The organism is Bacillus sp. RHFS10, from assembly GCF_016757475.1.
GTDB classification, from domain to species: domain Bacteria; phylum Bacillota; class Bacilli; order Bacillales; family Bacillaceae; genus Bacillus; species Bacillus subtilis_G.
This window is the reverse complement of the sequence record NZ_JAESPO010000001.1, coordinates 1,361,634-1,385,861: the sequence shown is the minus strand read 5'-3', so window position 1 is coordinate 1,385,861 and position 24,228 is coordinate 1,361,634. Positions and strand designations below refer to the sequence as shown.

Here is a 24,228-nt window from a genome sequence, read left to right as displayed (position 1 = left end):
GGGTTTTCAATCACACTGAAAAGATACAAAATGCTAAAATGAAAACCATTTTAGCATTTTGTCAACAATTTGAAACACTGCTTTCTTTGCGGTGTTTTTTGATTATAATATCTCCTGCGGGGCAATGCTTTTAATCAAGCATGCCTTGCTCACGCATTTTCTTTTTTAATGTAAATCCGCCGCCCATAACGGCGCAAACAAGTACAATGCTGGATGCAATGCCTATTGCGCTTTTTTCAGCGATAAAGACGCCGATCAGCATAATGCTGAAAACCGCTGCAAATGCAAATAATAGGAAAAGCCAATTCGTTTTTTTCATAATTTCCATCCCCTTTTACGTCTTATATTAAGTTTACAGAAAAACGTGACGCTTTTAAAGAGGATGTGTGGTATAATATGAAAGTTATCTAATTTTTTTAGGAGATGAAAAAGTGAAACTTCGAAATGATCTTCGCAACATCGCGATTATTGCCCACGTTGACCATGGTAAAACGACTCTAGTCGATCAGCTTTTACATCAAGCTGGTACGTTCCGTGCCAACGAACAGGTTGCTGAACGCGCAATGGACTCTAATGATCTTGAACGCGAACGCGGCATTACAATTTTGGCGAAAAATACAGCGATTAACTATAAAGATACACGCATCAATATTTTGGATACCCCTGGACACGCAGACTTTGGGGGAGAGGTAGAACGGATTATGAAAATGGTTGACGGCGTACTGCTTGTCGTTGACGCATATGAAGGCTGTATGCCTCAAACTCGTTTTGTTCTGAAAAAAGCCCTTGAGCAAAACCTGAACCCGGTTGTTGTTGTCAACAAAATTGACCGTGACTTTGCTCGTCCTGAGGAAGTAATCGATGAGGTTCTTGATCTGTTCATTGAGCTTGATGCCAATGAACAGCAGCTTGAATTCCCAGTGGTATATGCTTCAGCGATTAATGGTACAGCGAGTCTTGATCCGAAACAGCAGGATGAAAACATGGAATCTTTATATGAAACCATTATTAAGCATGTTCCGGCACCTGTTGAAAATGCAGAGGAGCCGCTTCAGTTCCAAGTTGCCCTTCTTGACTACAATGATTATGTAGGCCGTATCGGAATCGGACGCGTATTCCGCGGCACGATGAAAGTCGGTCAGCAGGTTTCTCTTATGAAGCTTGACGGAACGGCTAAGTCATTCCGTGTAACAAAAATTTTCGGTTTCCAAGGCTTAAAGCGGGTGGAAATTGAAGAAGCAAAAGCGGGAGACCTCGTTGCGGTTTCCGGCATGGAAGATATTAATGTTGGTGAAACGGTCTGTCCTGTAGACCATCAAGATCCGCTTCCAGTGCTTCGCATTGATGAACCGACACTTCAAATGACATTTGTCGTGAATAACAGTCCGTTTGCAGGTCGTGAAGGTAAATATGTAACGGCCCGCAAAATTGAAGAGCGTCTTCATTCACAGCTTCAGACGGATGTGAGCTTGCGTGTTGAGCCAACAGCTTCTCCTGACGCTTGGGTTGTTTCCGGACGCGGTGAGCTCCACTTGTCAATACTGATTGAAAATATGCGTCGTGAAGGCTATGAACTTCAAGTTTCAAAACCTGAAGTTATCATCAAAGAAATCGACGGCGTACGCTGTGAGCCTGTTGAGCGCGTGCAAATCGATGTTCCGGAAGAGCATACAGGCTCTGTCATGGAATCAATGGGTGCCCGCAAAGGCGAAATGATTGACATGATCAACAATGGTAACGGCCAAGTCCGTCTCATCTTTACAGTTCCTTCCCGCGGACTGATCGGGTACTCCACAGAGTTCTTATCATTAACACGCGGCTTTGGTATTCTTAACCATACGTTTGACAGCTACCAGCCGATGCAGGCGGGCCAAGTCGGCGGCCGCCGTCAAGGTGTACTTGTGTCAATGGAAAACGGAAAAGCGACATCTTATGGTATTCAAGGAATTGAAGACCGCGGTGTCATCTTCGTTGAGCCAGGTACTGAAGTATACGAAGGAATGATTGTTGGAGAGCATAACCGTGACAACGACCTTGTTGTTAACGTCAGCAAAATGAAACAGCAGACGAACGTCCGCTCTGCGACAAAGGATCAGACAACTACAATTAAAAAAGCGCGCATCATGTCTCTTGAGGAGTCGCTAGAGTACTTAAACGAAGATGAATACTGTGAAGTAACGCCTGAATCCATCCGTTTAAGAAAGAAAATCCTCAATAAAAACGAACGTGAAAAAGCGGCTAAAAAGAAAAAAACAGCAGGATTGTCTTAATCTCTTGCAGAATTTGAAAAGATAGAACCCGTACGTTTACAGGGGAGGGAATCTTTTTGAATGACGTAAGCGAACGCCTGTCGTTCTTCGCCGCTCTATATCAAGTAGACCGGCAGCCTGCGGCAGGCATGTGGCTGCTGTACGGCACGATTTTTGTGTTGGCCGTTATTGTATTTAAGCTTGGATTTGCTAAACGGCTTCCGGTATTAAAATCAGCAGTGGTGTATGTATTTCTGGCTTTGGGTTGCACTGTTTTTACCTTTTTAGGAGTGTTTTTGCCTGTGGCAGAGGGATTGGTCGTCGCTGCGCTGATTTTAATCATTTACAAAATTCGGCTGTATCAGTCGAAAAAAGGACAGTCTGCAAAATCATAAAAAGACTCAGCTGAAGAGCTGAGTCTTTTTATTTTGTCATCTTTTCAGCGTGATTGAAAACCCTTGAAGTCTAGAAAGGACGAGCATCGGAGCACAGCGAATGTTGGAATTCGTGAGCACCGACGCACAGGCCTGACAACGAATGCGAGGGTTTGTCGACACGCTGACTCAGCTGAGAAGCTGAGTCTTTTTGTTCTGTATGGTAAAGCTGCCGCTTTATTTTTTGACTTTTTCTTTCTTCTGCTGTCCCGGGTGAAAAGAGAATTTTCCCGTTTTCAGCCGTTCTTCTGTTTTTTGGGTAATCCGATCGTGGCATTCCTGGCACATATATGTATGGATCGGGCGGTTTCGAAGCCGTTTCGCGATCAGGGTATCATCATCAATTGTTTCAATTTTATCGCAAATAGAACATTGGACCCTCATCATATCACCTCTTTCACTAACATGTATTATAGCACGGATCAGAAGCTGTCCAAAATAAGAAAAAGCTAAAGCGCAAGGCTATAGCTTTTTCATGATTATTATTTTTTCATATGATGATCAGATTGATCGTTTTGCTCCTGTTCCAATTCCTGCTGCTGCTTTTTGTTTAATTGGTCATTTTGCTGCTTTGTTTGTGGCTCATCTTCATCGTCAATCACATCGTTAGGCACTTCCGGAAGCACTCGGCCGACAATTGCAGCCAATTCATCTAATATGCCTGTCACCGGCCGGCCTTCACTGATTTCTCTGCTCATTTCATTCAGGCGGCTGACCGTATCCGGGTCAGCAATGACAACTGCGTTGGCACCGTGTCGATCATCTTTCAGAGCCTGTGCTACAGAATATTTAATGGTTTCCACTTTGCTTCTGTCCAAATTATCATCGACATCAATCCCTACAACGGCATAACCTCCCAGCACAACGGCTGTTGCATCCTTAACATCGGGGATTTTTTCAGCAACGCTGACAAGATGCTTCGCAATATCCGCTCTTGTCCCATTGTCTTTTGTCTCCTGAGTTGTGTCCTTTACGTGAATCGGTTTGGTTTCCTGCTGCCTTGTTGATTCTTTTTCAACATTCTGATCCTGGTTTCCTTGTTGGTAGGCACATGCGGACAGGATAAGCGTCAGCTGTATCATAATGAAAAGAATTCGCACTTGCGGGTTCCCTCCTTGAAATGCATTCATTAATTTTATTGTTGAATTAACCTTCTATCTTTATTCACAAAAACATATATTTTAGCAGGCATTCACCTTTTTTATCGTAAGAGAAGCAGGAAGAACTTTGACCTTTATATCAGGAGGCTGAGACTTGAGTAAAATTTATGTGTTAGATACGAATGTGTTATTACAGGATCCTAACGCGATATTTTCTTTTGAAGAAAATGAGGTTGTCATCCCTGCTGTTGTATTAGAAGAAGTTGATTCGAAAAAAAGGTATATGGACGAAGTTGGGAGGAATGCAAGGCACGTATCTAAGCTGATCGATGCTTTAAGGCAAAAGGGAAGGCTGCATGAGCAGGTCCCGCTCGACACCGGCGGTACACTGAGAATTGAACTGAATCATCGTTCGTTTCACCAGCTCCAAGAGATCTTTATTGAAAAAACGAACGATAATCGTATATTGGCTGTTGCGAAAAATTTAAGCCTCGAGGAAGAAACGAAGGAAGAGGGCAGGCCGGTTATCCTCGTCAGCAAGGATGTATTGGTCAGGGTGAAAGCGGACGCGATCGGACTGCATGCTGAAGATTTCTTAAATGACCGGGTTGTGGACAATGATGAAATGTACAACGGCTATAAGGATTTATATATCAGCCAACAGCTGTTCAGCTCTTTTTATGGGAAAAATCAAATTACAGTAAATGAAATGAAACAGCACACATTTTATCCGAATCAATTCGCATTAATGAAAGATGAGCTGGGAGGGTCCTCTTCAGCCGTCGGAATGGCGGATAAAACAGGCACGGTCTTAAAAAGGCTTGTTTTTGATGATGAACATGTATGGGGAATCAGGCCAAAAAATGTACAGCAGACAATGGCATTAGAGCTTTTGCTGCGTGAAGATATTCCGCTCGTCACCCTAATCGGAAAAGCAGGAACCGGCAAAACGCTTTTAGCATTGGCGGCGGGGCTATTACAGACAGAAGACTTGGGAATATATAAAAAATTGATCGTCGCAAGGCCGATTGTTCCTGTTGGCAAGGATATTGGATATTTGCCCGGCGAAAAAGAGGAAAAGCTAAAGCCTTGGATGCAGCCGATTTTTGACAACTTAGAGTTTCTGTTTAATGCGAAAAAACCGGGGGAGCTTGAGGCCATTCTGGCGGGTATTGGCTCAATTCAGGTGGAAGCACTGACTTATATCAGGGGGAGAAGCATTCCGGATCAATTTATTATTATTGATGAGGCCCAAAATTTGACCAGGCATGAGGTGAAAACGCTGCTGACGAGAGTCGGTGAGGGCAGTAAAATTGTCTTAATGGGCGATCCAGAACAAATTGATCACCCATATTTAGACAGTCTGAACAATGGTTTAGCCTACGTGGTTGAACGATTTAAAGGACAACCCATCTCAGGCAGCGTGAAGCTGTTAAAAGGCGAGAGATCGGGTCTCGCCCAGCTTGCCGCTGACTTGCTGTAAGCTTACATGATTTCAATTTCTTTTATATCGGTGATCGGCTGATCGTGATCAACTGGATCTTCAAAATAAATATGAACGGGGCCGCCTTCTTGGATTGGCTTGCCTGCCTCACTGAAATGGACAATACTGTTCAGTGCGGTTTCCAGAGGAACGGCGGTCTTTTTCGAACTTGTGACAAATACGCATTGTGTCGCGGAGCTGAGAGGCTCAGCGTTTTTCAGGACAGTCCCAAGTTTCATGGCAAAACTGCCGTTCATCAGTTTTTGCTTCTCGTATTGTTTTTCCGTCTTTAATGTCGGCGGTGCAATCCGGCCCTCTCTGATCACGCGTTCAGGGTCAAGCGCGGATTCATCCCCGACTGATTGTAAATGTATGTCTTGACTGTCCCCTTTGCGTTCAAACGAAAATTTGCGATCATCAAAAATCCATACGCTCGGATCGATGGTGATCGGATATGTAACCTTGCCTTTTACTTGTATAACACTCATGGTTATGACCCCCTTCTCCCAAAATTATAAAAGTTTTCGCATGAATTGTCACTTTGTGTACAAATTATGTGTATTGAAATGCTCAGGGAGCGAGGGTGGTTGCATGGTATGCCGGCATAATGACGAGCTTGAAACCTTAGTGAACGAAGCGAAAAAGATGACGGACAAGGGGGAGGTAGCCAGTTATATTCCTGCCTTGGCAAAAGCTGATCAACACGATCTGTCAGTGGCGATTTATTATTCCAATACTACTTGTCTGTCAGCGGGTGACGTGGAAAAAACATTTACGCTTCAAAGTATATCGAAAGTGCTCTCGCTTGCTTTGGTATTAATGGAATACGGTAAGGAGAAGGTCTTCAGCTATGTCGGACAGGAGCCGACTGGTGATCCGTTTAATTCAATTATCAAGCTTGAAACAGTGAATCCGAGCAAGCCGTTAAACCCTATGATCAATGCCGGGGCATTGGTAGTGACCAGCTTGATTAAAGGGAAAACGGTAAAAGAGAGACTTGATTATTTACTTTCTTTTATCAGAAAGCTGACAAACAACCAACAGATTACATACTGCCGGGAAGTGGCTGAATCCGAATACAGCACGTCGATGATTAATCGGGCAATGTGTTATTATATGAAACAGTACAGGATTTTTGAAGATGATGTAGAAGCGGTAATGGATTTATACACGAAGCAATGTGCGATTGAAATGAACAGTCTGGACTTGGCGAAAATCGGATCTGTATTTGCGCTGAACGGCAGACACCCCGAGACTGGGGAGCAAGTTATCTCAAAAGATGTTGCGAGAATTTGCAAAACATTTATGGTGACGTGCGGAATGTACAATGCAAGCGGCGAATTTGCAATTAAGGTCGGAATTCCTGCGAAAAGCGGCGTATCCGGAGGGATTATGGGCATTTCGCCATACGATTTCGGGATTGGTATTTTTGGCCCGGCATTGGACGAAAAAGGGAACAGCATTGCGGGTGTGAAGCTTTTGGAAATCATGTCTGAAATGTACAAACTGAGTATTTTTTAATTTATGTCATCTGCTTAAATCCTCTTGCATTTTCTGCTGATACCCTTTATGATAAATAGAAGAATTAGGTACTCGCCTGGGGAACGGAGGGATACTTTTGGCTTCAGAGATGATAGTTGACCATCGGCAAAAAGCTTTTGAGCTCTTAAAAGTTGACGCTGAGAAGATTTTGAAGCTGATCCGAGTACAAATGGATAACTTAACGATGCCTCAATGTCCTCTATATGAAGAGGTATTAGATACTCAAATGTTCGGGCTTTCGAGGGAAATCGATTTTGCTGTCCGCCTGGGATTGGTTGATGAAAAAGACGGTAAAGACCTTTTATACACATTGGAGCGCGAATTGTCTGCTTTGCATGACGCGTTTACAGGTAAATAAATGATAAAACTCAAACTTGTTAACAGTTTGGGTTTTTTTATAACCGCACATTTTCTCCTACCTTCTCGGAGACGGTCTTTTTTTACACATTCCTTGCGAATCGTATAGAGATTCTTCATCTCGTTTGATAAATTGTAGTAAAATAAAAAAGATCAATACATAAAAACCATAGATAATGGAAGTTGGAAGCAGGGAAGAGGATGTTATGTTAAAAAAAATGCTGAAATCTTATGATTACTCACTGATATTCGCAATTGTTTTATTATGCGGATTCGGTTTAGTGATGGTATACAGTTCAAGTATGATTACGGCTGTTTCTCGTTATAACGTAAGCAGTAATTTTTTCTTCATGAGGCAGCTGTTTGCTTTATTTGCGGGTGGCGCTCTTTTTATTCTCATGGCTTTGTTTCCTTACAAAGCACTGGCTCACCAAAAGTTTCAGAAGGGAATGCTGCTTGTTTCTGTTTTTGCGCTCATTTCGCTGTTCGTATTCGGACATGTTGCCGGAAACGCGCAAAGCTGGTTTAAAATTGGCGGACTGAGCATGCAGCCGGGCGAATTTGTCAAGCTAGTGGTCATATTGTACCTTGCAGCCGTATACGCCAAAAAACAAAGCTATATTGATCATCTGTTAACGGGAGTTGCGCCTCCGGTGGTGATGACAATCATTCTTTGCGGTTTGATCGCTATGCAGCCTGACTTCGGAACTGCGGCGATTATCGGATTAATTGCGGCTTGCATGATTTTGTGTTCCGGTTTCAGCGGGAAGACTCTGGCAAGGCTTATTTTACTGGGGGGGATTGTTTTACTCTTGGTCAGTCCGATTATTTATTTAAACAAGGATAAAATCCTGTCAGAAAAGCGTTTAGATCGTTTTGAGAGCCTTGAAGATCCGTTTAAATATGCGGATTCATCCGGCCTGCAAGTGATTAATTCCTATTATGCAATCGGATCAGGCGGTATTTTCGGTATGGGACTAGGTGAAAGTATTCAAAAATACGGTTATCTTCCTGAATCGCATACTGACTTTATTATGGCTGTCATTGCCGAAGAACTTGGTATTTTTGGGGTATTGTTTGTGATTATTCTATTGGGGTTTATCGTCATAAAAGGCTTTTATATAGCCAGAAAGTGCGAGGACCCGTTTGGAAGTCTTCTAGCGATCGGTATTTCAAGCATGATCGCCATCCAATCGTTTGTTAACCTTGGCGGTGTCAGCGGATTAATTCCCATTACAGGAGTTACGCTGCCGTTTATCAGTTACGGGGGGTCTTCTTTAGTGCTGCTGCTGGCGAGTATGGGAATATTAGCCAATATCAGTATGTTTGTGAAATATTCAGAGAATAAGAAAAAGAAAGAGCCCGTGGCGTCAAAGGGAATGAAGAAGAAACAGCTTGAAAAAACTGTTTATCTGTAAAAAACAAGTGTGTACATGGGAAGGATATTCCTTTATGATAGATTATATTCCATTTCGGGTAAGGGGGAAAAAGTTTGTCACAGCAATCTATACAAAAAGTGTTAGTAGCAAACAGGGGAGAAATTGCAATCCGTATATTCCGTGCTTGTACAGAATTAAATATTCGTACAGTTGCGGTCTATTCAAAAGAAGATTCCGGTTCCTATCATCGTTATAAAGCAGATGAAGCGTACCTGGTTGGCGAAGGAAAAAAACCGATTGATGCTTACCTGGATATTGAGGGTATCATTGATATTGCGAAAAGAAACAAAGTGGATGCAATCCATCCGGGATACGGTTTCTTATCTGAGAATATACATTTCGCCAAACGCTGTGAAGAAGAAGGCATTGTGTTCATCGGTCCTACTTCTGAACATTTAAATATGTTTGGTGATAAGGTGAAAGCGCGTGAACAGGCAGAAAAAGCCGGAATTCCTGTAATCCCGGGAAGCGATGGTCCTGCAGAAACGCTTGAAGCCGTCGAACAATTCGGACAAACGCACGGTTATCCGATGATTATTAAAGCTTCTCTTGGCGGCGGCGGACGCGGCATGAGAATTGTCAGAAGTGAAAGTGAAGTAAAAGAAGCATATGATCGTGCAAAATCAGAGGCAAAAGCAGCCTTTGGCAATGACGAAGTATATGTAGAGAAACTGATTGAAAACCCTAAGCACATTGAAGTTCAAGTCATTGGAGACAAGCAGGGCAACGTGGTTCATCTTTTTGAAAGGGATTGTTCTGTTCAAAGACGCCATCAAAAAGTAATCGAAGTAGCGCCGAGTGTCTCGCTGTCACCTGAGTTGAGAGATCAAATTTGCGAAGCGGCAGTTGCGCTTGCCAAAAATGTGGATTATATAAACGCCGGCACGGTTGAGTTCCTTGTCGCGAACAACGAGTTCTATTTCATTGAAGTAAACCCGCGCGTTCAAGTTGAACATACAATTACAGAAATGATTACCGGTGTCGATATTGTCCAAACACAGATCCTTGTTGCCCAGGGGCACAGTCTTCACAGCAAAAAAGTAAATATTCCACAGCAAAAGGACATTTCTACAATCGGTTATGCAATTCAGTCACGGGTAACGACTGAAGATCCGCAGAATGATTTCATGCCCGATACAGGAAAAATTATGGCTTACCGCTCTGGCGGCGGCTTTGGTGTCCGGCTAGACACCGGCAACAGCTTCCAAGGCGCCGTAATTACCCCGTATTACGATTCACTTCTCGTTAAGCTTTCAACTTGGGCTTTAACATTTGAACAGGCGGCGGCCAAAATGGTCCGAAACCTTCAGGAGTTTAGAATCAGGGGTATTAAAACAAATATTCCGTTCCTTGAGAACGTTGCAAAACATGATAAATTCCTGACAGGACAATATGATACGTCCTTCATTGATACAACACCTGAGCTATTTATTTTCCCTAAACAGAAAGACCGCGGCACGAAAATGCTCACGTACATCGGCAATGTGACAGTGAACGGGTTCCCTGGAATCGGGAAAAAAGAAAAACCGGCGTTTGACAAGCCAATACACGTAAAAGCGGACGCTGATCTGGAGCCTGCAAGAGGAACAAAGCAAATCCTTGATGAAAAAGGTGCAGAAGGTCTTGCAAAATGGGTGAAGGAACAGAAATCTGTCCTTTTAACTGATACAACATTCAGGGATGCACACCAATCCTTATTGGCAACGAGATTCAGATCACATGATTTGAAAAAAATCGCGAATCCGACGGCTGCTTTATGGCCTGAGCTATTCAGCATGGAAATGTGGGGAGGCGCGACCTTCGATGTAGCCTACCGATTCCTGAAAGAAGATCCGTGGAAGCGTCTGGAGGACCTTCGAAAGGAAGTGCCGAATACCTTATTCCAGATGCTGCTTCGTTCATCAAACGCAGTCGGCTATACGAATTATCCGGACAATGTGATTAAAGAATTTGTGAAGCAATCCGCTCAATCCGGTATTGATGTGTTCCGTATATTCGATAGCTTAAACTGGGTAAAAGGGATGACATTAGCTATTGATGCGGTTCGTGATACCGGCAAAGTGGCAGAAGCCGCGATTTGTTACACGGGAGATATCCTTGATAAGAACCGTACGAAATATGATCTTGCTTATTATACGTCGATGGCGAAGGAGCTTGAGGCGGCCGGAGCCCATATTCTCGGAATTAAAGATATGGCGGGGCTGTTAAAACCGCAGGCTGCATATGAACTCGTTTCTGCATTGAAGGAGACGATCAATATTCCGGTTCACCTGCATACGCATGATACGAGCGGAAACGGTATTTATATGTATGCGAAAGCCGTTGAAGCAGGCGTTGATATCATAGACGTGGCGGTCAGCTCAATGGCGGGTTTAACGTCTCAGCCTAGTGCGAGTGGATTTTATCATGCGATGGAAGGCAACGCCCGTCGCCCGGAAATGAATGTCCAAGGTGTTGAAATGCTGTCCCAATATTGGGAGTCAGTGCGTAAATACTATAGCGAATTTGAAAGCGGAATGAAGTCGCCGCATACTGAAATATATGAACACGAAATGCCTGGAGGCCAATACAGCAACCTGCAGCAGCAGGCGAAGGGAGTAGGCCTGGGTGACCGCTGGAATGAAGTCAAAGAAATGTACAGACGCGTCAACGATATGTTCGGCGATGTCGTGAAGGTCACGCCTTCCTCAAAAGTCGTCGGAGATATGGCGCTCTACATGGTACAAAACAACTTGACTGAAAAGGACGTGTACGAAAAAGGCGAATCATTGGATTTCCCTGATTCAGTTGTTGAGCTATTCAAAGGAAATATCGGCCAGCCTCATGGCGGATTCCCGCAAAAACTCCAAAAACTGATCTTAAAAGGGCAGGAGCCAATTACGGTCAGACCTGGAGAACTGCTTGAGCCGGTATCATTTGAAGCGATCAAACAGGAATTTAAAGAGCAGCATAACTTGGAGATTTCAGATCAAGATGCTATTGCGTATGCCCTTTATCCTAAAGTCTTCTCTGATTATGTGAAAACGGCAGAAAGCTATGGAGACATTTCGGTATTAGATACACCGACATTCTTCTATGGCATGACATTGGGTGAAGAAATAGAAGTGGAAATTGAGCGCGGAAAAACGCTGATCGTTAAGCTGATTTCAATCGGCGAGCCTCAGCCTGATGCCACTCGCGTCCTTTATTTCGAACTGAACGGGCAGCCGCGTGAAGTTGTCATTAAAGATGAAAGCATTAAGTCTTCCGTTCAGGAAAAGCTGAAAGCGGACCGGACAAACCCAACCCACATCGCAGCCTCCATGCCTGGAACGGTTATTAAGGTATTGACTGAGGCAGGTGCAAAAGTCAATAAAGGTGATCACTTAATGATTAATGAAGCGATGAAAATGGAAACAACGGTTCAGGCGCCTTTCTCAGGAACAATCAAGCAGGTTCATGTGAAAAATGGCGAGCCGATCCAAACGGGAGATCTGCTTATCGAAATTGAAAAAGCATAATAAACCGGAGTGTATATCATTTGATATACACTCTTGTTTTTTAGAAAAAAGCGGAGTGAAACAAATGAAAGTTGTCATTGTGTGGTTTAGAAGAGATTTAAGGCTTGAAGACAATACAGCACTGTCAAAAGCTATTTCCTATTCAAAACAAAAACAGGCTGGTCTGCTTCCGATCTTTCAGATCGATCCTCACTTTGTAGATATGAAGTATGATATGAGTCACGAATATTTTTTTAAGACACTCTCTGTTTTTACAAATGAAGCGCGACAAAAGGGACTCTATCTGCACATCTTTTATCTTGAAGCGATACATATGTTTCGCAGGCTGATGGATGCATATGAAATTGATGCGGTTTTTTATAATCAGGATGACGCAGGATACGGAGCGCAGAGGGATCATGAAGTATCAGCGTTTTTAAGAAAAAACGGGATTTATCCTTCGCCGTGGACAGATGCACATATTCACGGTGCGGACGACATCGTGAAACAAGATGGCAGTATGTATAAGGTGTTTACGCCATATTTTAGATCATGGTCAAGGGCTGAAAAGCCGAAAATGATGGAGATCGATCCTCATTTTTTATGTTCAACGCAGATGATTAGAAATCAGTCGTTATCTAATCAGGGCGAACGGGTGCTGGAACATCTTGTGCAGTCCAGCAAAAGACACTGGGTGCATGTTGATGCCTCCATTGCAAAAGAGGCTCTCTTCCGATTTATAGATGAAAAGCTGTCAATGTACCATAAAAATAGAGACATTCCTTTTGCAAATAGCACCAGCAAGCTGTCCCGGTTTCTAAAAACCGGCGTCTTGTCACCGCGTATGGTATATTATGCAGTACTGCAGCATGAGTCGCCGCAAGGAGCGAAGGACGTTTTTATCAAGGAGCTGGCTTGGCGCGACTTTTACAACATGGTATACGCCGCTCATCCGCACATGGCTGAGACGGAAATTGATGAGAGGTTCCGCAACATCAGCTGGAATCATGATCACAAGCTGTTTCAAGCGTGGTGTGAAGGGCGCACTGGTTTTCCGATCGTTGATGCGGGGATGAGGCAGCTTAACAAAGAAGGCTGGATGCATAACCGGCTTCGCATGATCACTGCTTCTTTTCTCGTTAAGGACTTTTTAATCGATTGGCGTCTCGGGGAAGCATATTTTGCTGATAAATTAATTGATTACGATCCTGCATCTAACATTGGCGGGTGGCAGTGGGCTGCTTCTGTCGGGACGGATGCTGTACCGTACTTCAGGATATTTAATCCTGTCATCCAATCTAAGAAGTTTGATCCGGATGGGCTGTTTATTAAGAGATACATTCCCGAATTGAAACATATTCCGGATGAATTTCTTCACGTCCCATGGAAAATGACGCCCCAAATTGAAGGGAGTTCATCCTGCATCATCGGCGAGGATTATCCGAATCCGCTCATTGATCATCAAGTTCAGCGGAGGCTGGCCATTGAAACATATGAAACGGCAAAAAATATGACATAAAAAAGACCAAAGCACTGGAAGCTTTGGTCTAAAATCTTTATGATTGTCTGGATTCATAACGGAACCGTGCAATCAATAATATGAAGTAGCATAGAACGCCAAACAGGCAGGCAATAAAGAACGAGTGGGCAAGAGCAAAGCCCAGAGCCAGTTCAGTATACACGATCATAATACCGGACAGTGCCTGTAATGTAATAAAAATAAGACATGAGATCCAGCCCCAAAAGATCTGCTTTTGATCTTTATAGGAAGTAATAGCATGAACAGCGGCCACAATAATCCATACAAACAAGAGCAATGCTGCTGTTCTGTGGCCCATTTGCACCCATTCAGGGAATTGAGTCGGAAGTCCATTGTTCAGCGGACTGCATAGCGGCACATCAGGACATGCCAGACTTGATTCTGTATGCCTTACATATGCGCCTGTATACACAACGATATAGGTATATATTAATATTCCTATCATGTGAAATTGCATTTTTTTGCCGATTTTAAGCGGTTTAACCAGTTTTCTAACTGATTTGTCAGCTTCAAATATAAGCAACGTCAAAATAAGCACTGAAGCGAAAGATATCAATGAGATGCCGAAGTGAAGCGCCATAATCAGCGCGTTTGAACCGAATACGACAGCCAATGCGCCAAGCAGTGCCTGTAGAAATAAAAAGATAATAGACATGATCGCGAGAAACGTTGTTTCACGGAAAATCGGCGTGATTTTTCTCCATGACCAAAACGCAAGGCTTAACACAAGGATAATAGAAATCCCGCTTGCGAATCTGTGGCTCCATTCAATAATTGAAGCCGGGTTCAATTCAGGGAAAAAACGGCCGTGACACAGCGGCCACTGTCTGCCGCATCCTTGGCCGGAACCTGTTTTTGTAACGAGGGCTCCCCCGATTAAAACAATAAGCATGACAAATGTTGTCAGAACACCGAGAGCTTTTAATGCTTTATTCATTTAATATTCACCTTCTTAACATACTGCTGCGATTTTATATACGTTCCAAGTGTAAGCGAATATGTGTTTTGAGGCAATTCTTAGAGCCTTTTGTTCACAAAAATATAATAGAATGGCGGCTTCCGAAAAATGTACACTTGATTATTCATGCCGGGTCTGATAGAAATAAGGTAAACGCACTGCCAATTTCGCAATTGCCTTTATCTTTGGTAAAATTCATAAAAAGTTCACAAATAAATTCCTGTTTGTCGTTTAATATTTAATAGGATGTTTTTTTACAAGATGTTATCTTGTATGATAGAGTTGCAGGTTTTTTATTGTCCTGCGTTAGGTTTGTAAGGGAGGTTTACGTTATGGCTAACTCCAGAATCATAAATGATACAGCTATAGACGGACAAATTGAAGAAACAACGGCATGGAAAGATTTTCTGTCCCTTATTAAAATAGGGATCGTCAATTCCAATCTCATCACGACTTTTACTGGAATGTGGCTTGCACTGCATATTTCCGGTTTGAGTTTTTTAGGCAATATAAACACCGTTCTTCTTACATTAATCGGGTCATCTTTGATTATTGCGGGCTCTTGCGCGATCAATAACTGGTATGACCGGGATATCGATCATCTGATGGAGCGCACGAAAGTAAGACCGACGGTTACGGGTAAAATTCAGCCGAATCAGGCGTTATGGTCCGGAATTTTGCTGGTTGCTTTAGGATTGATCATGCTGCTGATGACAACTGTCATGGCTGCTGTTATCGGTTTTATCGGAGTCTTTACGTATGTTGTATTGTACACAATGTGGACGAAACGCCGCTATACGATTAACACAGTAGTAGGAAGTGTTTCCGGCGCTGTTCCGCCACTTATTGGATGGACGGCAGTGGAAGGGCATATCGGTGTCGTGGCATGGGTATTATTCATGATTTTATTTATTTGGCAGATCCCTCATTTTTTAGCATTGGCTATTAAGAAAACTGAGGATTACAGAGCTGCAAATATTCCGATGCTTCCTGTCGTATACGGATTTGAAGTGACAAAAAGACAAATTATTGTGTGGGTTGCGTGCCTGATGCCACTTCCGTTTTTCCTTGGAAGCTTGGGCCTGCCGATTGTCATTCTCGGCTTGCTGTTAAATATCGGCTGGCTGATTCTCGGCTTGATGGGCCTCCGCACCAAAAATATCATGAAGTGGGCAACGCAGATGTTCATTTACTCGCTCAATTACATGACAATCTATTTCGTTGCCATGGTTGTCTTGACTCTTTTTTAAAAAATAGATACATTGCTTGTTTTATCGCTTCAAAATAATCGATGACAACTAGTAAATGCCGCCTTGACCTTTTGTTTAATCAGGCGGCTTTACTTTTATACATAGATGGCATTTTGAGTCAAAAAACTCATATTTTAAGAGAAGTGGAAATGTAAGTGCTTTATTGGTGATAGGCTGGATTGCGACGAATTTCGATCTGCTCTCCGCCTTTGTATTGACCAGAAAAGGGGTTGGGTGAAATGGTAAAGCATTGGCGTCTTATTTCATTATTAGCCTTAGTGCCGCTTCTATTAAGCGGATGTGGAAAACCTTTTTTATCCACGCTCAAGCCTGCTGGCGAGGTGGCTGATAAACAGTATGACCTGACAGTGCTCAGTACATTGATTATGGTGGTTGTTGTTGCAGTAGTATCTGTTATCTTCTTTTATGTGATTGTGAGATTCAGAAGATCACGGGTCGGTGAGAATACGATACCGAAACAGGTAGAGGGGAACAAATTTTTAGAAATCACATGGACCGTGATCCCGATTTTGCTGCTCATTATTCTTGTGATCCCTGTCGTACTATATACGCTAGAGCTAGCAGATACATCACCAATGGATAAGAAAAGCCGCAAAGCTGAGGATGCTCTTGTAGTCAATGTCCGGGCAAATTTATATTGGTGGGAGTTTGAATACCCTGATTACGGGATTATCACAAGTCAGGAGCTGATTGTGCCGACAGACCAGCGTGTGTATTTTAATTTAAAAGCCTCAGATGTAAAACATTCCTTCTGGATTCCTTCAGTTGGAGGAAAACTTGATACGAATACGGATAATGAAAATAAGTTTTTCCTGACATTTGATTCAAAACGAAGCAAAGAGGCAGGAGATATGTTTTTTGGAAAGTGTGCAGAGCTTTGCGGCCCTTCACACGCGCTGATGGATTTTAAGGTAAAGACGATGTCTGCAAAAGAATTTCAGGGCTGGACAAAAGAAATGAAAAACTATAAGTCTACAGCAGAGAGTGATTTGGCTAAGCAGGGCGAAGAACTCTTTAAAGAGAAGAACTGCATGAGCTGCCATGCGGTCGAGCCGAATGATAAGCGGGCAGAAGCAGCAAGAACGGCCCCCAACTTAGCGACCTTCGGTGAAAGGGCAAAAGTGGCAGGGGTGAAAGACGCTAACGAAGAAAATGTGAAGGATTGGCTGAAGGATCCTGAGAGCATAAAACCGGGGAACAAAATGACTGGAACATATCCGAAGCTCTCAGACAGTGAAACAGATGCGCTTTATGAATACTTAAAAGGCTTAAAAACGGAAAGCAAGTAGGAAAGAAAGGGAGATATTAGGGGAGGTCGCATATGTTGAACACGCTTACAGAAAAGCGGGCGCGCGGATCTATACTTTGGGATTATTTGACGACGGTGGACCATAAAAAAATCGCGGTTCTTTACTTAATCGCCGGGGGATTCTTCTTTCTTGTCGGCGGAATTGAAGCGATGTTTATCAGAATTCAGCTTGCAAAGCCGGAAAATGCTTTTCTCAGTGCTCAAGCGTACAATGAAGTCATGACAATGCACGGGACGACGATGATCTTTCTGGCTGCGATGCCGCTTTTATTTGCCTTGATGAATGCGGTCGTGCCTTTGCAGATTGGGGCTCGTGACGTTTCGTTTCCATTTTTAAACTCACTCGGTTTTTGGCTCTTCTTTTTCGGGGGCATCTTCTTAAATCTAAGCTGGTTTTTGGGCGGAGCGCCAGATGCGGGCTGGACGTCATATGCCTCACTTTCGCTTCATTCTGAAGGGCACGGCATAGACTTTTTCGTCCTCGGACTGCAAATATCGGGGCTCGGGACGCTGATAGCCGGGATTAACTTTTTGGCCACGATTATTAACATGAGGGCGCCCGGCATGACGTACATGAGGCTGCCTTTGTTTACATGGACGACATTTGTGGCTTCGGCATTGATTTTGTTTGCATTTCCGCCGCTTACAGCCGGATTGGCTCTGATGATGCTGGATCGGCTGTTCGGCACCAATTTTTTTAATCCAGAGCTTGGCGGGAATACGGTCATTTGGGAGCATTTGTTTTGGATCTTTGGCCACCCGGAGGTTTATATCTTGATTTTGCCTGCATTCGGTATTTTTTCAGAGGTCATTCCTGTGTTCGCCAGAAAGCGTTTGTTTGGGTATTCATCAATGGTTTTTGCCATCGTGCTCATTGGCTTTCTAGGTTTTATGGTTTGGGTCCATCACATGTTTACGACAGGTCTCGGACCGATTGCAAATGCGATTTTTGCGGTTGCCACAATGGCTATCGCGATTCCGACCGGGATTAAAATTTTCAACTGGCTTTTGACGATTTGGGGAGGAAATGTAAAGTATACGACCGCTATGCTGTATGCCGTCTCATTTATACCGTCCTTTGTGCTCGGCGGTGTAACTGGAGTCATGCTGGCAGCGGCTGCTGCTGATTATCAGTTCCATGATACGTATTTTGTGGTGGCGCATTTCCACTACGTCATTATTGGCGGTGTGGTATTCGGCCTTTTAGCGGGTGTGCATTTCTGGTGGCCGAAAATGTTCGGTAAAATTCTGCATGAGACGATGGGGAAAATTTCATTTGTATTGTTTTTTATCGGCTTTCACCTTACGTTTTTCATTCAGCATTTTGTCGGTTTAATGGGTATGCCGCGCCGGGTTTATACGTTCTTACCAGGCCAGGGTCTTGAAACCGGCAACTTGATCAGTACAATCGGGGCGTTTTTTATGGCGGCAGCAGTTATTCTTCTGTTGGTCAATGTCATTTGGACATCAGTAAAAGGCGAATATGTCGGAGCCGATCCATGGCAGGACGGACGTACACTTGAGTGGACTGTTTCTTCCCCGCCGCCTGAGTATAATTTTAAACAGCTTCCTTTTGTCAGAGGGCTTGATCCGTTTTGGATTGAGAAGCAGGCAGGACACAGCTCAATGACGCCGGCTGAACCGGTTGATGATATTCATATGCCGAACGGCTCAATCCTGCCGCTCATTATTTCTTTCGGCCTCTTTGTCGCAGCGTTCGGACTGATGTACAGAACCGATCACGCTTGGGGCCTGCCGGTGATTTTTATCGGACTCGGTATCACATTTATTACGATGCTGCTTCGCTCAGTCATTGATGATCACGGCTATCATATTCATAAAGAAGAACTGCCGAACGATGATAAAGGGGTGAAGGCATAATGCAAATCGAAGAAAAATTCACCGCAGAAACCTTTCCAGCTTCTCCCGAAAAAGCAACACTGGACGGGAAAAATAAATTTTTAGGCTTTTGGCTTTTCCTTGGAGGAGAGACAGTTCTGTTCGCGTCTCTCTTCGCCACGTTTCTCGCACTCCGGAATTCAAACGCCGGTGACCCGCCTACGACGGAAATGTTTGATGTGACGCTTGTGTTTATCGCCACAATGCTTTTATTAACAAGCAGTTTAACGAGTGTGTACGCGATGTACCACATGAAGAACTTTTCCTTCGGTAAAATGCAGCTTTGGCTGGGAATTACGATCTTATTGGGGGCGGGATTTTTAGGACTGGAAATCTATGAGTTTAAGCATTACACCCATGAGTTTGGCTTTACCATCACAAGCTCTGCACTCGGTTCCGCGTTTTACACGCTTGTCGGTACACACGGCGCTCACGTGGCATTTGGGCTTATGTGGATCAGCACGCTGATGATACGCAATGCCAAAAGGGGACTGAACCTGTATACGGCGCCTAAGTTTTATGTTGCCAGTCTGTATTGGCACTTTATTGATGTCGTGTGGGTCTTCATCTTTACCGTTGTATATTTAATGGGGATGGTGGGATAAACATGGTCGGTAAAAAAAGCAGGGGGCATATCAACAGCGGCCTTGAATTTAAGAAAAAGAAGCATGCTCAGGAGATGAAATATCAGGTTCTGTCTTTTGGCTTAATGATAGGACTAACGATTGTTGCCTTTCTGACTGTGGCAACGGACGGTGTCGCCAGCTGGTTTACGATTCCTTTCATTATTCTGCTTGCTGCAATTCAAGTCATCTTCCAACTGTATTATTTCATGCATATGAATCAAAAAGGGCATGAGGCGCCGGCACTGTTTTTGTATTCAGGCATGTTTGTCGCGTTTATTACGGTGCTTGCGTTTGTCACAATTATATGGTGGTAATGTGAACAGCCGCCGGAGGTGAAGTAATGAGTCAGTTAGATGTGTTTGGGTTTCGCGCGATGTGGAGCCCTTATCTTTTTTGTATCCTGTTGGGTATTACGGTGCTTTATCTCTATTTTTACTGGCGAATGTTTTCAAAGCCAGAACGGATAACAGGTAAAGAGATGGTGTGCTTTCTATCGGCGATGCTGTTTTTATATGCAGCAGAGGGGAGTCCGGTAGATCTGCTCGGCCATATTATGTTCAGCGCTCATATGGTGCAAATGGCTGTCCTGTATTTGGTCGTCCCGCCGCTATTGATTGCGGGAATTCCTGCATGGCTTTGGGAAAAAATTATTTTCAAGCCCGCCATTAAACCGGTTTTTTCATTCTTTTCGACACCTTTAATTGCTTTGCTTTTGTTTAACGGCATTTTTTCGTTATATCATGTTCCGCTTATATTTGATACTGTCAAAACGGATCCGTTTTATCATACATTAATGACTTGGCTCATCTTTGTACTGGCGTTTTTGATGTGGTGGCCGCTTGTTCATAAGGTAGAGCGTCTCCCGCAGCTCAGCGGCTTGATGAAGCTAGGATATATTATGGCGGACGGTATGCTGCTCACGCCTGCTTGCGCGCTGATCATGTTCAGCGGCGCGCCGTTATACGCGACCTATACAGACCCGTCTGCGTGGGCTGAGGCAATGAAGCTTTGTGTGCCTGCGGATATGATGGGGCAGGTCCCATTAACAGGACCGGAGATGTTCAATACACTCCCTTTGTTGGAGGATCAGCAACTCGGAGCAGTCATGATGAAAATCATTCAGGAAATTGTGTACGGCACTTTTTTGGCGCTTGTTTTTTTTCAATGGGTGAAGAAAGAAAGAGAAAAGGACGGGCAGGAGGAACCGCCGTATATTCACCAGACGATATCATAAAAGGTACAGCTGAAGGTGCTGTACCTTTTCAGCGTGTCGACAAACCCACGCATTCGTTGTCAAGTCTGCGCGTTGGCGCTCACGAATGAAAACATTCGCTCCGCTCCAATGCTCTCCTTTTCTAGACTTCAAGGGTTTTCACGCTGAAAAGATGACAAAATGCTAAAATCAAAACCGTTTTGCATTTTGTCAACCAATCTGAAAGGAACAGCAGAAGATGCTGTTCCTTTTCATTACATTTGAACTGTTTTTAACATGTCGGATATGTCCTGAATCAGTGCCTTGCTTTTTGTTACAACCTGTACGGGAAACTCTTCCGTTTCTCCATATTCTACTCCGTGCGGGTAGTAATGCTTGCCTAAGAGAGGGGGCATTAATTGAATCACGGCGCGGCCGCTTCCAACATCGCCCTCAGCCGCAATGCCTGGTATCCGCAGGTAAAACGTACCCTCAATCGTCGAAAACTTTCTGTCATAGGTGACTCTTTCGTAATCCCATTGACCCGCTCTTATGAGACCTTTGCTTTCCATCAAGTCGTCTAGCCAGCTGAGCTCAGCCTTTACTCCTTCAAGCCCGCTTTCAGTAAACTTCAACACTGACCCCTCCTTATAAAAATTACCTTTCCTGACAATCATAGTATGAAAGCGTTAAACTTTCAATGAATCTTCTTCTTTTGAAAGTATGCAAAAAATAAATTTTGACGAAAATAGCACTAGACTAAAGGAGGGCTATACAGATGACAAAAATAAAAGATCTGATGACAGCCGACTTGCAATATTGCACGGTATTAGATAATGTATATGAAGCTGCAGTAAAGATGAAGGACGCCAATATAGGTGCGGTTCCGGTAGTAGATGAGGATGGAGAAACCCTTGTTGGCATCGTGACCGACCGGGATCTCGTGTTAAGAGGAATCGCTATAAAAAAACCGAATTCGCAAAAAATCACTGACGCGATGACCGAAAAACCTGTCAGTGTGGAGGAAGATGCTTCAGTCGATGAGGTTCTTCATTTGATGGCATCACATCAGCTCAGAAGGATACCCGTTACAAAAAACAAAAAGCTGACTGGAATCGTCACGCTTGGTGATCTTTCTTTATCTGAGCAAACGAATGAACGTGCCGGCAGCGCCTTATCGGATATTTCCGAGGGTGATGACAGAGAAGAAGGCTTTTTTCATTAACACATAAATCTTTGACATGTTAAATAGGCTGTATTGTAATGAGATGTAAGGCAAGACACGTGATCGCACGGGGGTGATAGATTGAAAAATATATTGAGAGCACTGGTTATCCTCTTGATTATTTGCGGAACTTATGTTCTGTTTATTCAATACGGATCTGTTCCTGAAAAAAAATCCAATGACAGCGAGCCTCAAGTGTCTAACGAGGAAGCGCAAAGCGGCAAACGAATACATATGCCGACTTCAGGGTTATTGTCCTTTATGGGCAAGTCCGCCGATGATGTAACAAAAAAGCTTGGGAAACCTGAACGCATTGACCCTTCCGCATATGATTACGATTGGTGGGTTTACAATCAAGGAAAGGACCAATATATCCAAATCGGAGTATTAAATAATAAAGTGGTCACATTATTTGCAGCTGGGAATGATATTAACGCAAAGCCTTTCAAAATTGGCGAATCAACCGGAGAAGTATTCAAGACGACCCAGGTGGCGCCGTTTGTGAATGTAGAGTATAAAGGAAATTCTTATCGATTTGAGTTTTCTGAAGAGGATATCAATACCAGACCGACTGTAAAGGTAGGAAAGATGTATGTCCAGCTGTATATGGACAAATTTGAGGGGAAGCTATCCAGCATCAGGGCGTTTGATGCGCAAACCTTTGTAAAGCAAAGACCTTATGAGGTTGTTTACCGCGGTGAATTAATGAAATCAAAAGATGTTTCAGATGATAAGTGGGAAAAGATCCAAACGACGAGCGAAAAGCAAATATTTGATTTGACGAATGTCATACGTGTCAAGTATGGACTTGCGAAGCTTGAGTGGGACCAGCCGACGGCGGAAGTAGCTTTTGGACATAGCGAGGATATGAAGGACAATAACTATTTCTCCCATGTTTCTAAAAAATACGGGACGCTGAAAGACCGCTTAGAAGAAGGGGATGTTGACTTTCAGCAAGCGGGAGAAAACATCGCATACAATTATGTGGACGGCCCGGCCGCTGTAGAAGGCTGGCTTAATAGTGAAGGCCATCGAAAAGCGCTTTTAAATTCAGATTATACGCATCTAGGTGTCGGAGTAGACCGGAAATATTACACCCAAAATTTTATTAAGCGATGGTAATGAAAAGCCGCGAACGGTTGGTTCCGCGGTTTTTTCATTTCCACATAATCGGCTGGTCTGGATGTGATGGTACAGAGGAGGCCGATACTCTTCCTGCGTTCGATCACCTTTATTGTGTTGGGGCAAATCTAGAAACATTCCATCCTGATAGCAGCCATCTGTGCGATATTTAAAAAACGGAGCAGAACGGCGGTATTCTGACTCTCAAATTGCTTTGCGCTCCCTGTGATAATAAATGAAGATATTGGTGTGAATATAGGCGAACACAATGCCTCACAAAACGATACATTGTAGTAGGTATCATTTTCGGAGGGGGTGAGGATTGTGGCGAACCAACACGCCAATCATTCAATCAATGACTTTAAACAATTCGTCAAAAAGCATCCCAAGCTGATAAAAGAAGTGCGTAAAGAACAAAGAAGCTGGCAGGACGTCTATGAGAATTGGGTCCTCTTCGGGGAGAGCGACCCGATTTGGGATCCGTATCGGGAACCGGAAGAAGGTGCGAATGCTGTGCCAGAAACGGCGGAAAAAAATGATTTTGTCTCTAAAATGGTAACAGCGGTGAAAAAAATGGATGTCAATCAAATGAACGAACAAATCAATAAAATGAGCCAGTCAATTTCATCATTGCAAAGTCTTCTTCATACATTTTCCGGGAGCGGCCAAAAGCAATCTCAGCCAGGCTCTGGACAGCATCCTTTTTCTTTTCGAAAGGATTAAAAAAGGGGAGCTTATATGCGCAAAGAGGTTCAGGAATTTATTTCAGCAAATGAAGAACGGAAACGATTCATCAGAGAACAGCCGATATGGTACCGCAGGCTTTCGAGAAAACCGGATGATCTGTCCTCCTTTCAGCTTGAGATGATGAACTTTTATGAAAAAACCATACCGCACCGGGTGAACCAGTTTACGAACGGGATTCAAATGGCGCAAATGATGATGCAAATGTTTCAAGCGATGCGGACAAAAGATTGAAAGGCCCGAAAGAGGGTCTTTTTTC

General features: G+C 43.6%; 24 protein-coding genes. 18 read left to right on the top strand and 6 right to left on the bottom strand.

The features are described 5' to 3' along the window. Positions 1 to 130: 130 nt before the first annotated feature. Positions 131 to 319, bottom strand: a complete 189-nt coding sequence (locus tag JMN17_RS06615) for a YlaF family protein (protein WP_087992182.1) — start codon at positions 317 to 319, stop codon at positions 131 to 133. Positions 320 to 431: 112 nt separating this feature from the next. On the opposite strand from JMN17_RS06615, the gene typA reads away from it, so the two are divergent. Continuing rightward, complete coding sequence (gene typA / locus JMN17_RS06610; protein WP_087992181.1) at positions 432 to 2,270, top strand: translational GTPase TypA; 1,839 nt, start codon at positions 432 to 434, stop codon at positions 2,268 to 2,270. A gap of 56 nt (positions 2,271 to 2,326) precedes the next feature. Next, on the top strand, positions 2,327 to 2,644 hold the full coding sequence (locus JMN17_RS06605) for a YlaH-like family protein (RefSeq protein WP_087992180.1): 318 nt from the start codon (positions 2,327 to 2,329) through the stop codon (positions 2,642 to 2,644). Between the two features lie 216 nt (positions 2,645 to 2,860). Here the strand turns inward: JMN17_RS06605 and JMN17_RS06600 are convergent, their stop codons facing one another. After that, positions 2,861 to 3,070, bottom strand: a complete 210-nt coding sequence (locus JMN17_RS06600) for a YlaI family protein (RefSeq protein ID WP_087992179.1) — start codon at positions 3,068 to 3,070, stop codon at positions 2,861 to 2,863. A gap of 95 nt (positions 3,071 to 3,165) precedes the next feature. Continuing rightward, positions 3,166 to 3,783: a YhcN/YlaJ family sporulation lipoprotein gene (locus JMN17_RS06595; protein WP_087992178.1), complete on the bottom strand. Its 618-nt coding sequence runs from the start codon at positions 3,781 to 3,783 to the stop codon at positions 3,166 to 3,168. A gap of 154 nt (positions 3,784 to 3,937) precedes the next feature. On the opposite strand from JMN17_RS06595, the gene JMN17_RS06590 reads away from it, so the two are divergent. Continuing rightward, complete coding sequence (locus JMN17_RS06590) at positions 3,938 to 5,266, top strand: PhoH family protein (RefSeq protein ID WP_087992177.1); 1,329 nt, start codon at positions 3,938 to 3,940, stop codon at positions 5,264 to 5,266. A gap of 2 nt (positions 5,267 to 5,268) precedes the next feature. Here the strand turns inward: JMN17_RS06590 and JMN17_RS06585 are convergent, their stop codons facing one another. Beyond that, the gene (locus JMN17_RS06585; RefSeq protein ID WP_087992176.1) at positions 5,269 to 5,754 is read right to left on the bottom strand and encodes a hypothetical protein; all 486 of its coding nucleotides are present in this window, start codon (positions 5,752 to 5,754) and stop codon (positions 5,269 to 5,271) included. Positions 5,755 to 5,857: 103 nt separating this feature from the next. Here JMN17_RS06585 and glsA point away from each other — a divergent pair, with 103 nt between their 5' ends. From glsA to JMN17_RS06560, 5 genes are all read left to right on the top strand, one after another. Continuing rightward, the gene (glsA, locus tag JMN17_RS06580) at positions 5,858 to 6,787 is read left to right on the top strand and encodes a glutaminase A (RefSeq protein WP_087992175.1); all 930 of its coding nucleotides are present in this window, start codon (positions 5,858 to 5,860) and stop codon (positions 6,785 to 6,787) included. 97 nt (positions 6,788 to 6,884) lie between these two features. Next, complete coding sequence (locus tag JMN17_RS06575; RefSeq protein ID WP_003221339.1) at positions 6,885 to 7,166, top strand: YlaN family protein; 282 nt, start codon at positions 6,885 to 6,887, stop codon at positions 7,164 to 7,166. A 205-nt stretch (positions 7,167 to 7,371) separates the two neighbouring features. After that, complete coding sequence (locus JMN17_RS06570) at positions 7,372 to 8,583, top strand: FtsW/RodA/SpoVE family cell cycle protein (RefSeq protein ID WP_087992173.1); 1,212 nt, start codon at positions 7,372 to 7,374, stop codon at positions 8,581 to 8,583. Positions 8,584 to 8,657: 74 nt separating this feature from the next. Further along, the gene (gene pyc, locus JMN17_RS06565) at positions 8,658 to 12,104 is read left to right on the top strand and encodes a pyruvate carboxylase (RefSeq protein ID WP_087992172.1); all 3,447 of its coding nucleotides are present in this window, start codon (positions 8,658 to 8,660) and stop codon (positions 12,102 to 12,104) included. A gap of 64 nt (positions 12,105 to 12,168) precedes the next feature. Next, positions 12,169 to 13,602 (top strand): cryptochrome/photolyase family protein, encoded by a 1,434-nt coding sequence (locus tag JMN17_RS06560; RefSeq protein ID WP_202327712.1) that lies wholly within the window; start codon positions 12,169 to 12,171, stop codon positions 13,600 to 13,602. Positions 13,603 to 13,639: 37 nt separating this feature from the next. Here the strand turns inward: JMN17_RS06560 and ctaA are convergent, their stop codons facing one another. Continuing rightward, positions 13,640 to 14,560, bottom strand: a complete 921-nt coding sequence (gene ctaA, locus JMN17_RS06555) for a heme A synthase CtaA (protein ID WP_202327711.1) — start codon at positions 14,558 to 14,560, stop codon at positions 13,640 to 13,642. A 353-nt stretch (positions 14,561 to 14,913) separates the two neighbouring features. On the opposite strand from ctaA, the gene cyoE reads away from it, so the two are divergent. From cyoE to ctaG, 6 genes are all read left to right on the top strand, one after another. Continuing rightward, positions 14,914 to 15,831 carry a heme o synthase gene (gene cyoE, locus JMN17_RS06550; protein ID WP_039073848.1) on the top strand — a complete coding sequence of 306 codons (918 nt, stop codon included), beginning with the start codon at positions 14,914 to 14,916 and terminating at the stop codon, positions 15,829 to 15,831. A 239-nt stretch (positions 15,832 to 16,070) separates the two neighbouring features. After that, positions 16,071 to 17,141, top strand: a complete 1,071-nt coding sequence (gene coxB, locus JMN17_RS06545) for a cytochrome c oxidase subunit II (protein ID WP_202327710.1) — start codon at positions 16,071 to 16,073, stop codon at positions 17,139 to 17,141. A gap of 32 nt (positions 17,142 to 17,173) precedes the next feature. Continuing rightward, complete coding sequence (gene ctaD / locus JMN17_RS06540; RefSeq protein ID WP_202327709.1) at positions 17,174 to 19,042, top strand: cytochrome c oxidase subunit I; 1,869 nt, start codon at positions 17,174 to 17,176, stop codon at positions 19,040 to 19,042. Further along, entirely contained in the window at positions 19,042 to 19,665 is a 624-nt protein-coding gene (gene ctaE / locus JMN17_RS06535) for a cytochrome c oxidase subunit III (protein WP_202327708.1), read from the top strand. Before ctaD ends, ctaE begins: the two co-directional genes overlap by 1 nt. A gap of 2 nt (positions 19,666 to 19,667) precedes the next feature. Further along, positions 19,668 to 20,000 (top strand): cytochrome c oxidase subunit IVB, encoded by a 333-nt coding sequence (gene ctaF / locus JMN17_RS06530; protein ID WP_202327707.1) that lies wholly within the window; start codon positions 19,668 to 19,670, stop codon positions 19,998 to 20,000. Between the two features lie 26 nt (positions 20,001 to 20,026). Continuing rightward, a complete protein-coding gene (gene ctaG / locus JMN17_RS06525) occupies positions 20,027 to 20,920 on the top strand; it encodes a cytochrome c oxidase assembly factor CtaG (protein WP_202327706.1) in 894 nt (297 codons plus the stop codon). Between the two features lie 233 nt (positions 20,921 to 21,153). Here ctaG and JMN17_RS06520 read toward each other — a convergent pair whose 3' ends face one another. Continuing rightward, the gene (locus JMN17_RS06520) at positions 21,154 to 21,516 is read right to left on the bottom strand and encodes a YugN family protein (RefSeq protein WP_087992166.1); all 363 of its coding nucleotides are present in this window, start codon (positions 21,514 to 21,516) and stop codon (positions 21,154 to 21,156) included. 140 nt (positions 21,517 to 21,656) lie between these two features. Between JMN17_RS06520 and JMN17_RS06515 the strand changes: the two genes are divergently transcribed. The 4 genes from JMN17_RS06515 to JMN17_RS06500 all read left to right on the top strand — a co-directional run bounded on the left by JMN17_RS06515 (position 21,657) and on the right by JMN17_RS06500 (position 24,203). Beyond that, positions 21,657 to 22,103, top strand: coding sequence for a CBS domain-containing protein (locus tag JMN17_RS06515; RefSeq protein ID WP_087992165.1), 447 nt, complete (start codon positions 21,657 to 21,659; stop codon positions 22,101 to 22,103). A gap of 81 nt (positions 22,104 to 22,184) precedes the next feature. Continuing rightward, on the top strand, positions 22,185 to 23,225 hold the full coding sequence (locus JMN17_RS06510) for a CAP domain-containing protein (protein ID WP_202327705.1): 1,041 nt from the start codon (positions 22,185 to 22,187) through the stop codon (positions 23,223 to 23,225). 324 nt (positions 23,226 to 23,549) lie between these two features. Next, positions 23,550 to 23,948 carry a YlbD family protein gene (locus JMN17_RS06505; protein ID WP_087992163.1) on the top strand — a complete coding sequence of 133 codons (399 nt, stop codon included), beginning with the start codon at positions 23,550 to 23,552 and terminating at the stop codon, positions 23,946 to 23,948. 15 nt (positions 23,949 to 23,963) lie between these two features. After that, positions 23,964 to 24,203 (top strand): YlbE-like family protein, encoded by a 240-nt coding sequence (locus JMN17_RS06500; RefSeq protein WP_003221368.1) that lies wholly within the window; start codon positions 23,964 to 23,966, stop codon positions 24,201 to 24,203. Positions 24,204 to 24,228 lie beyond the last annotated feature (25 nt).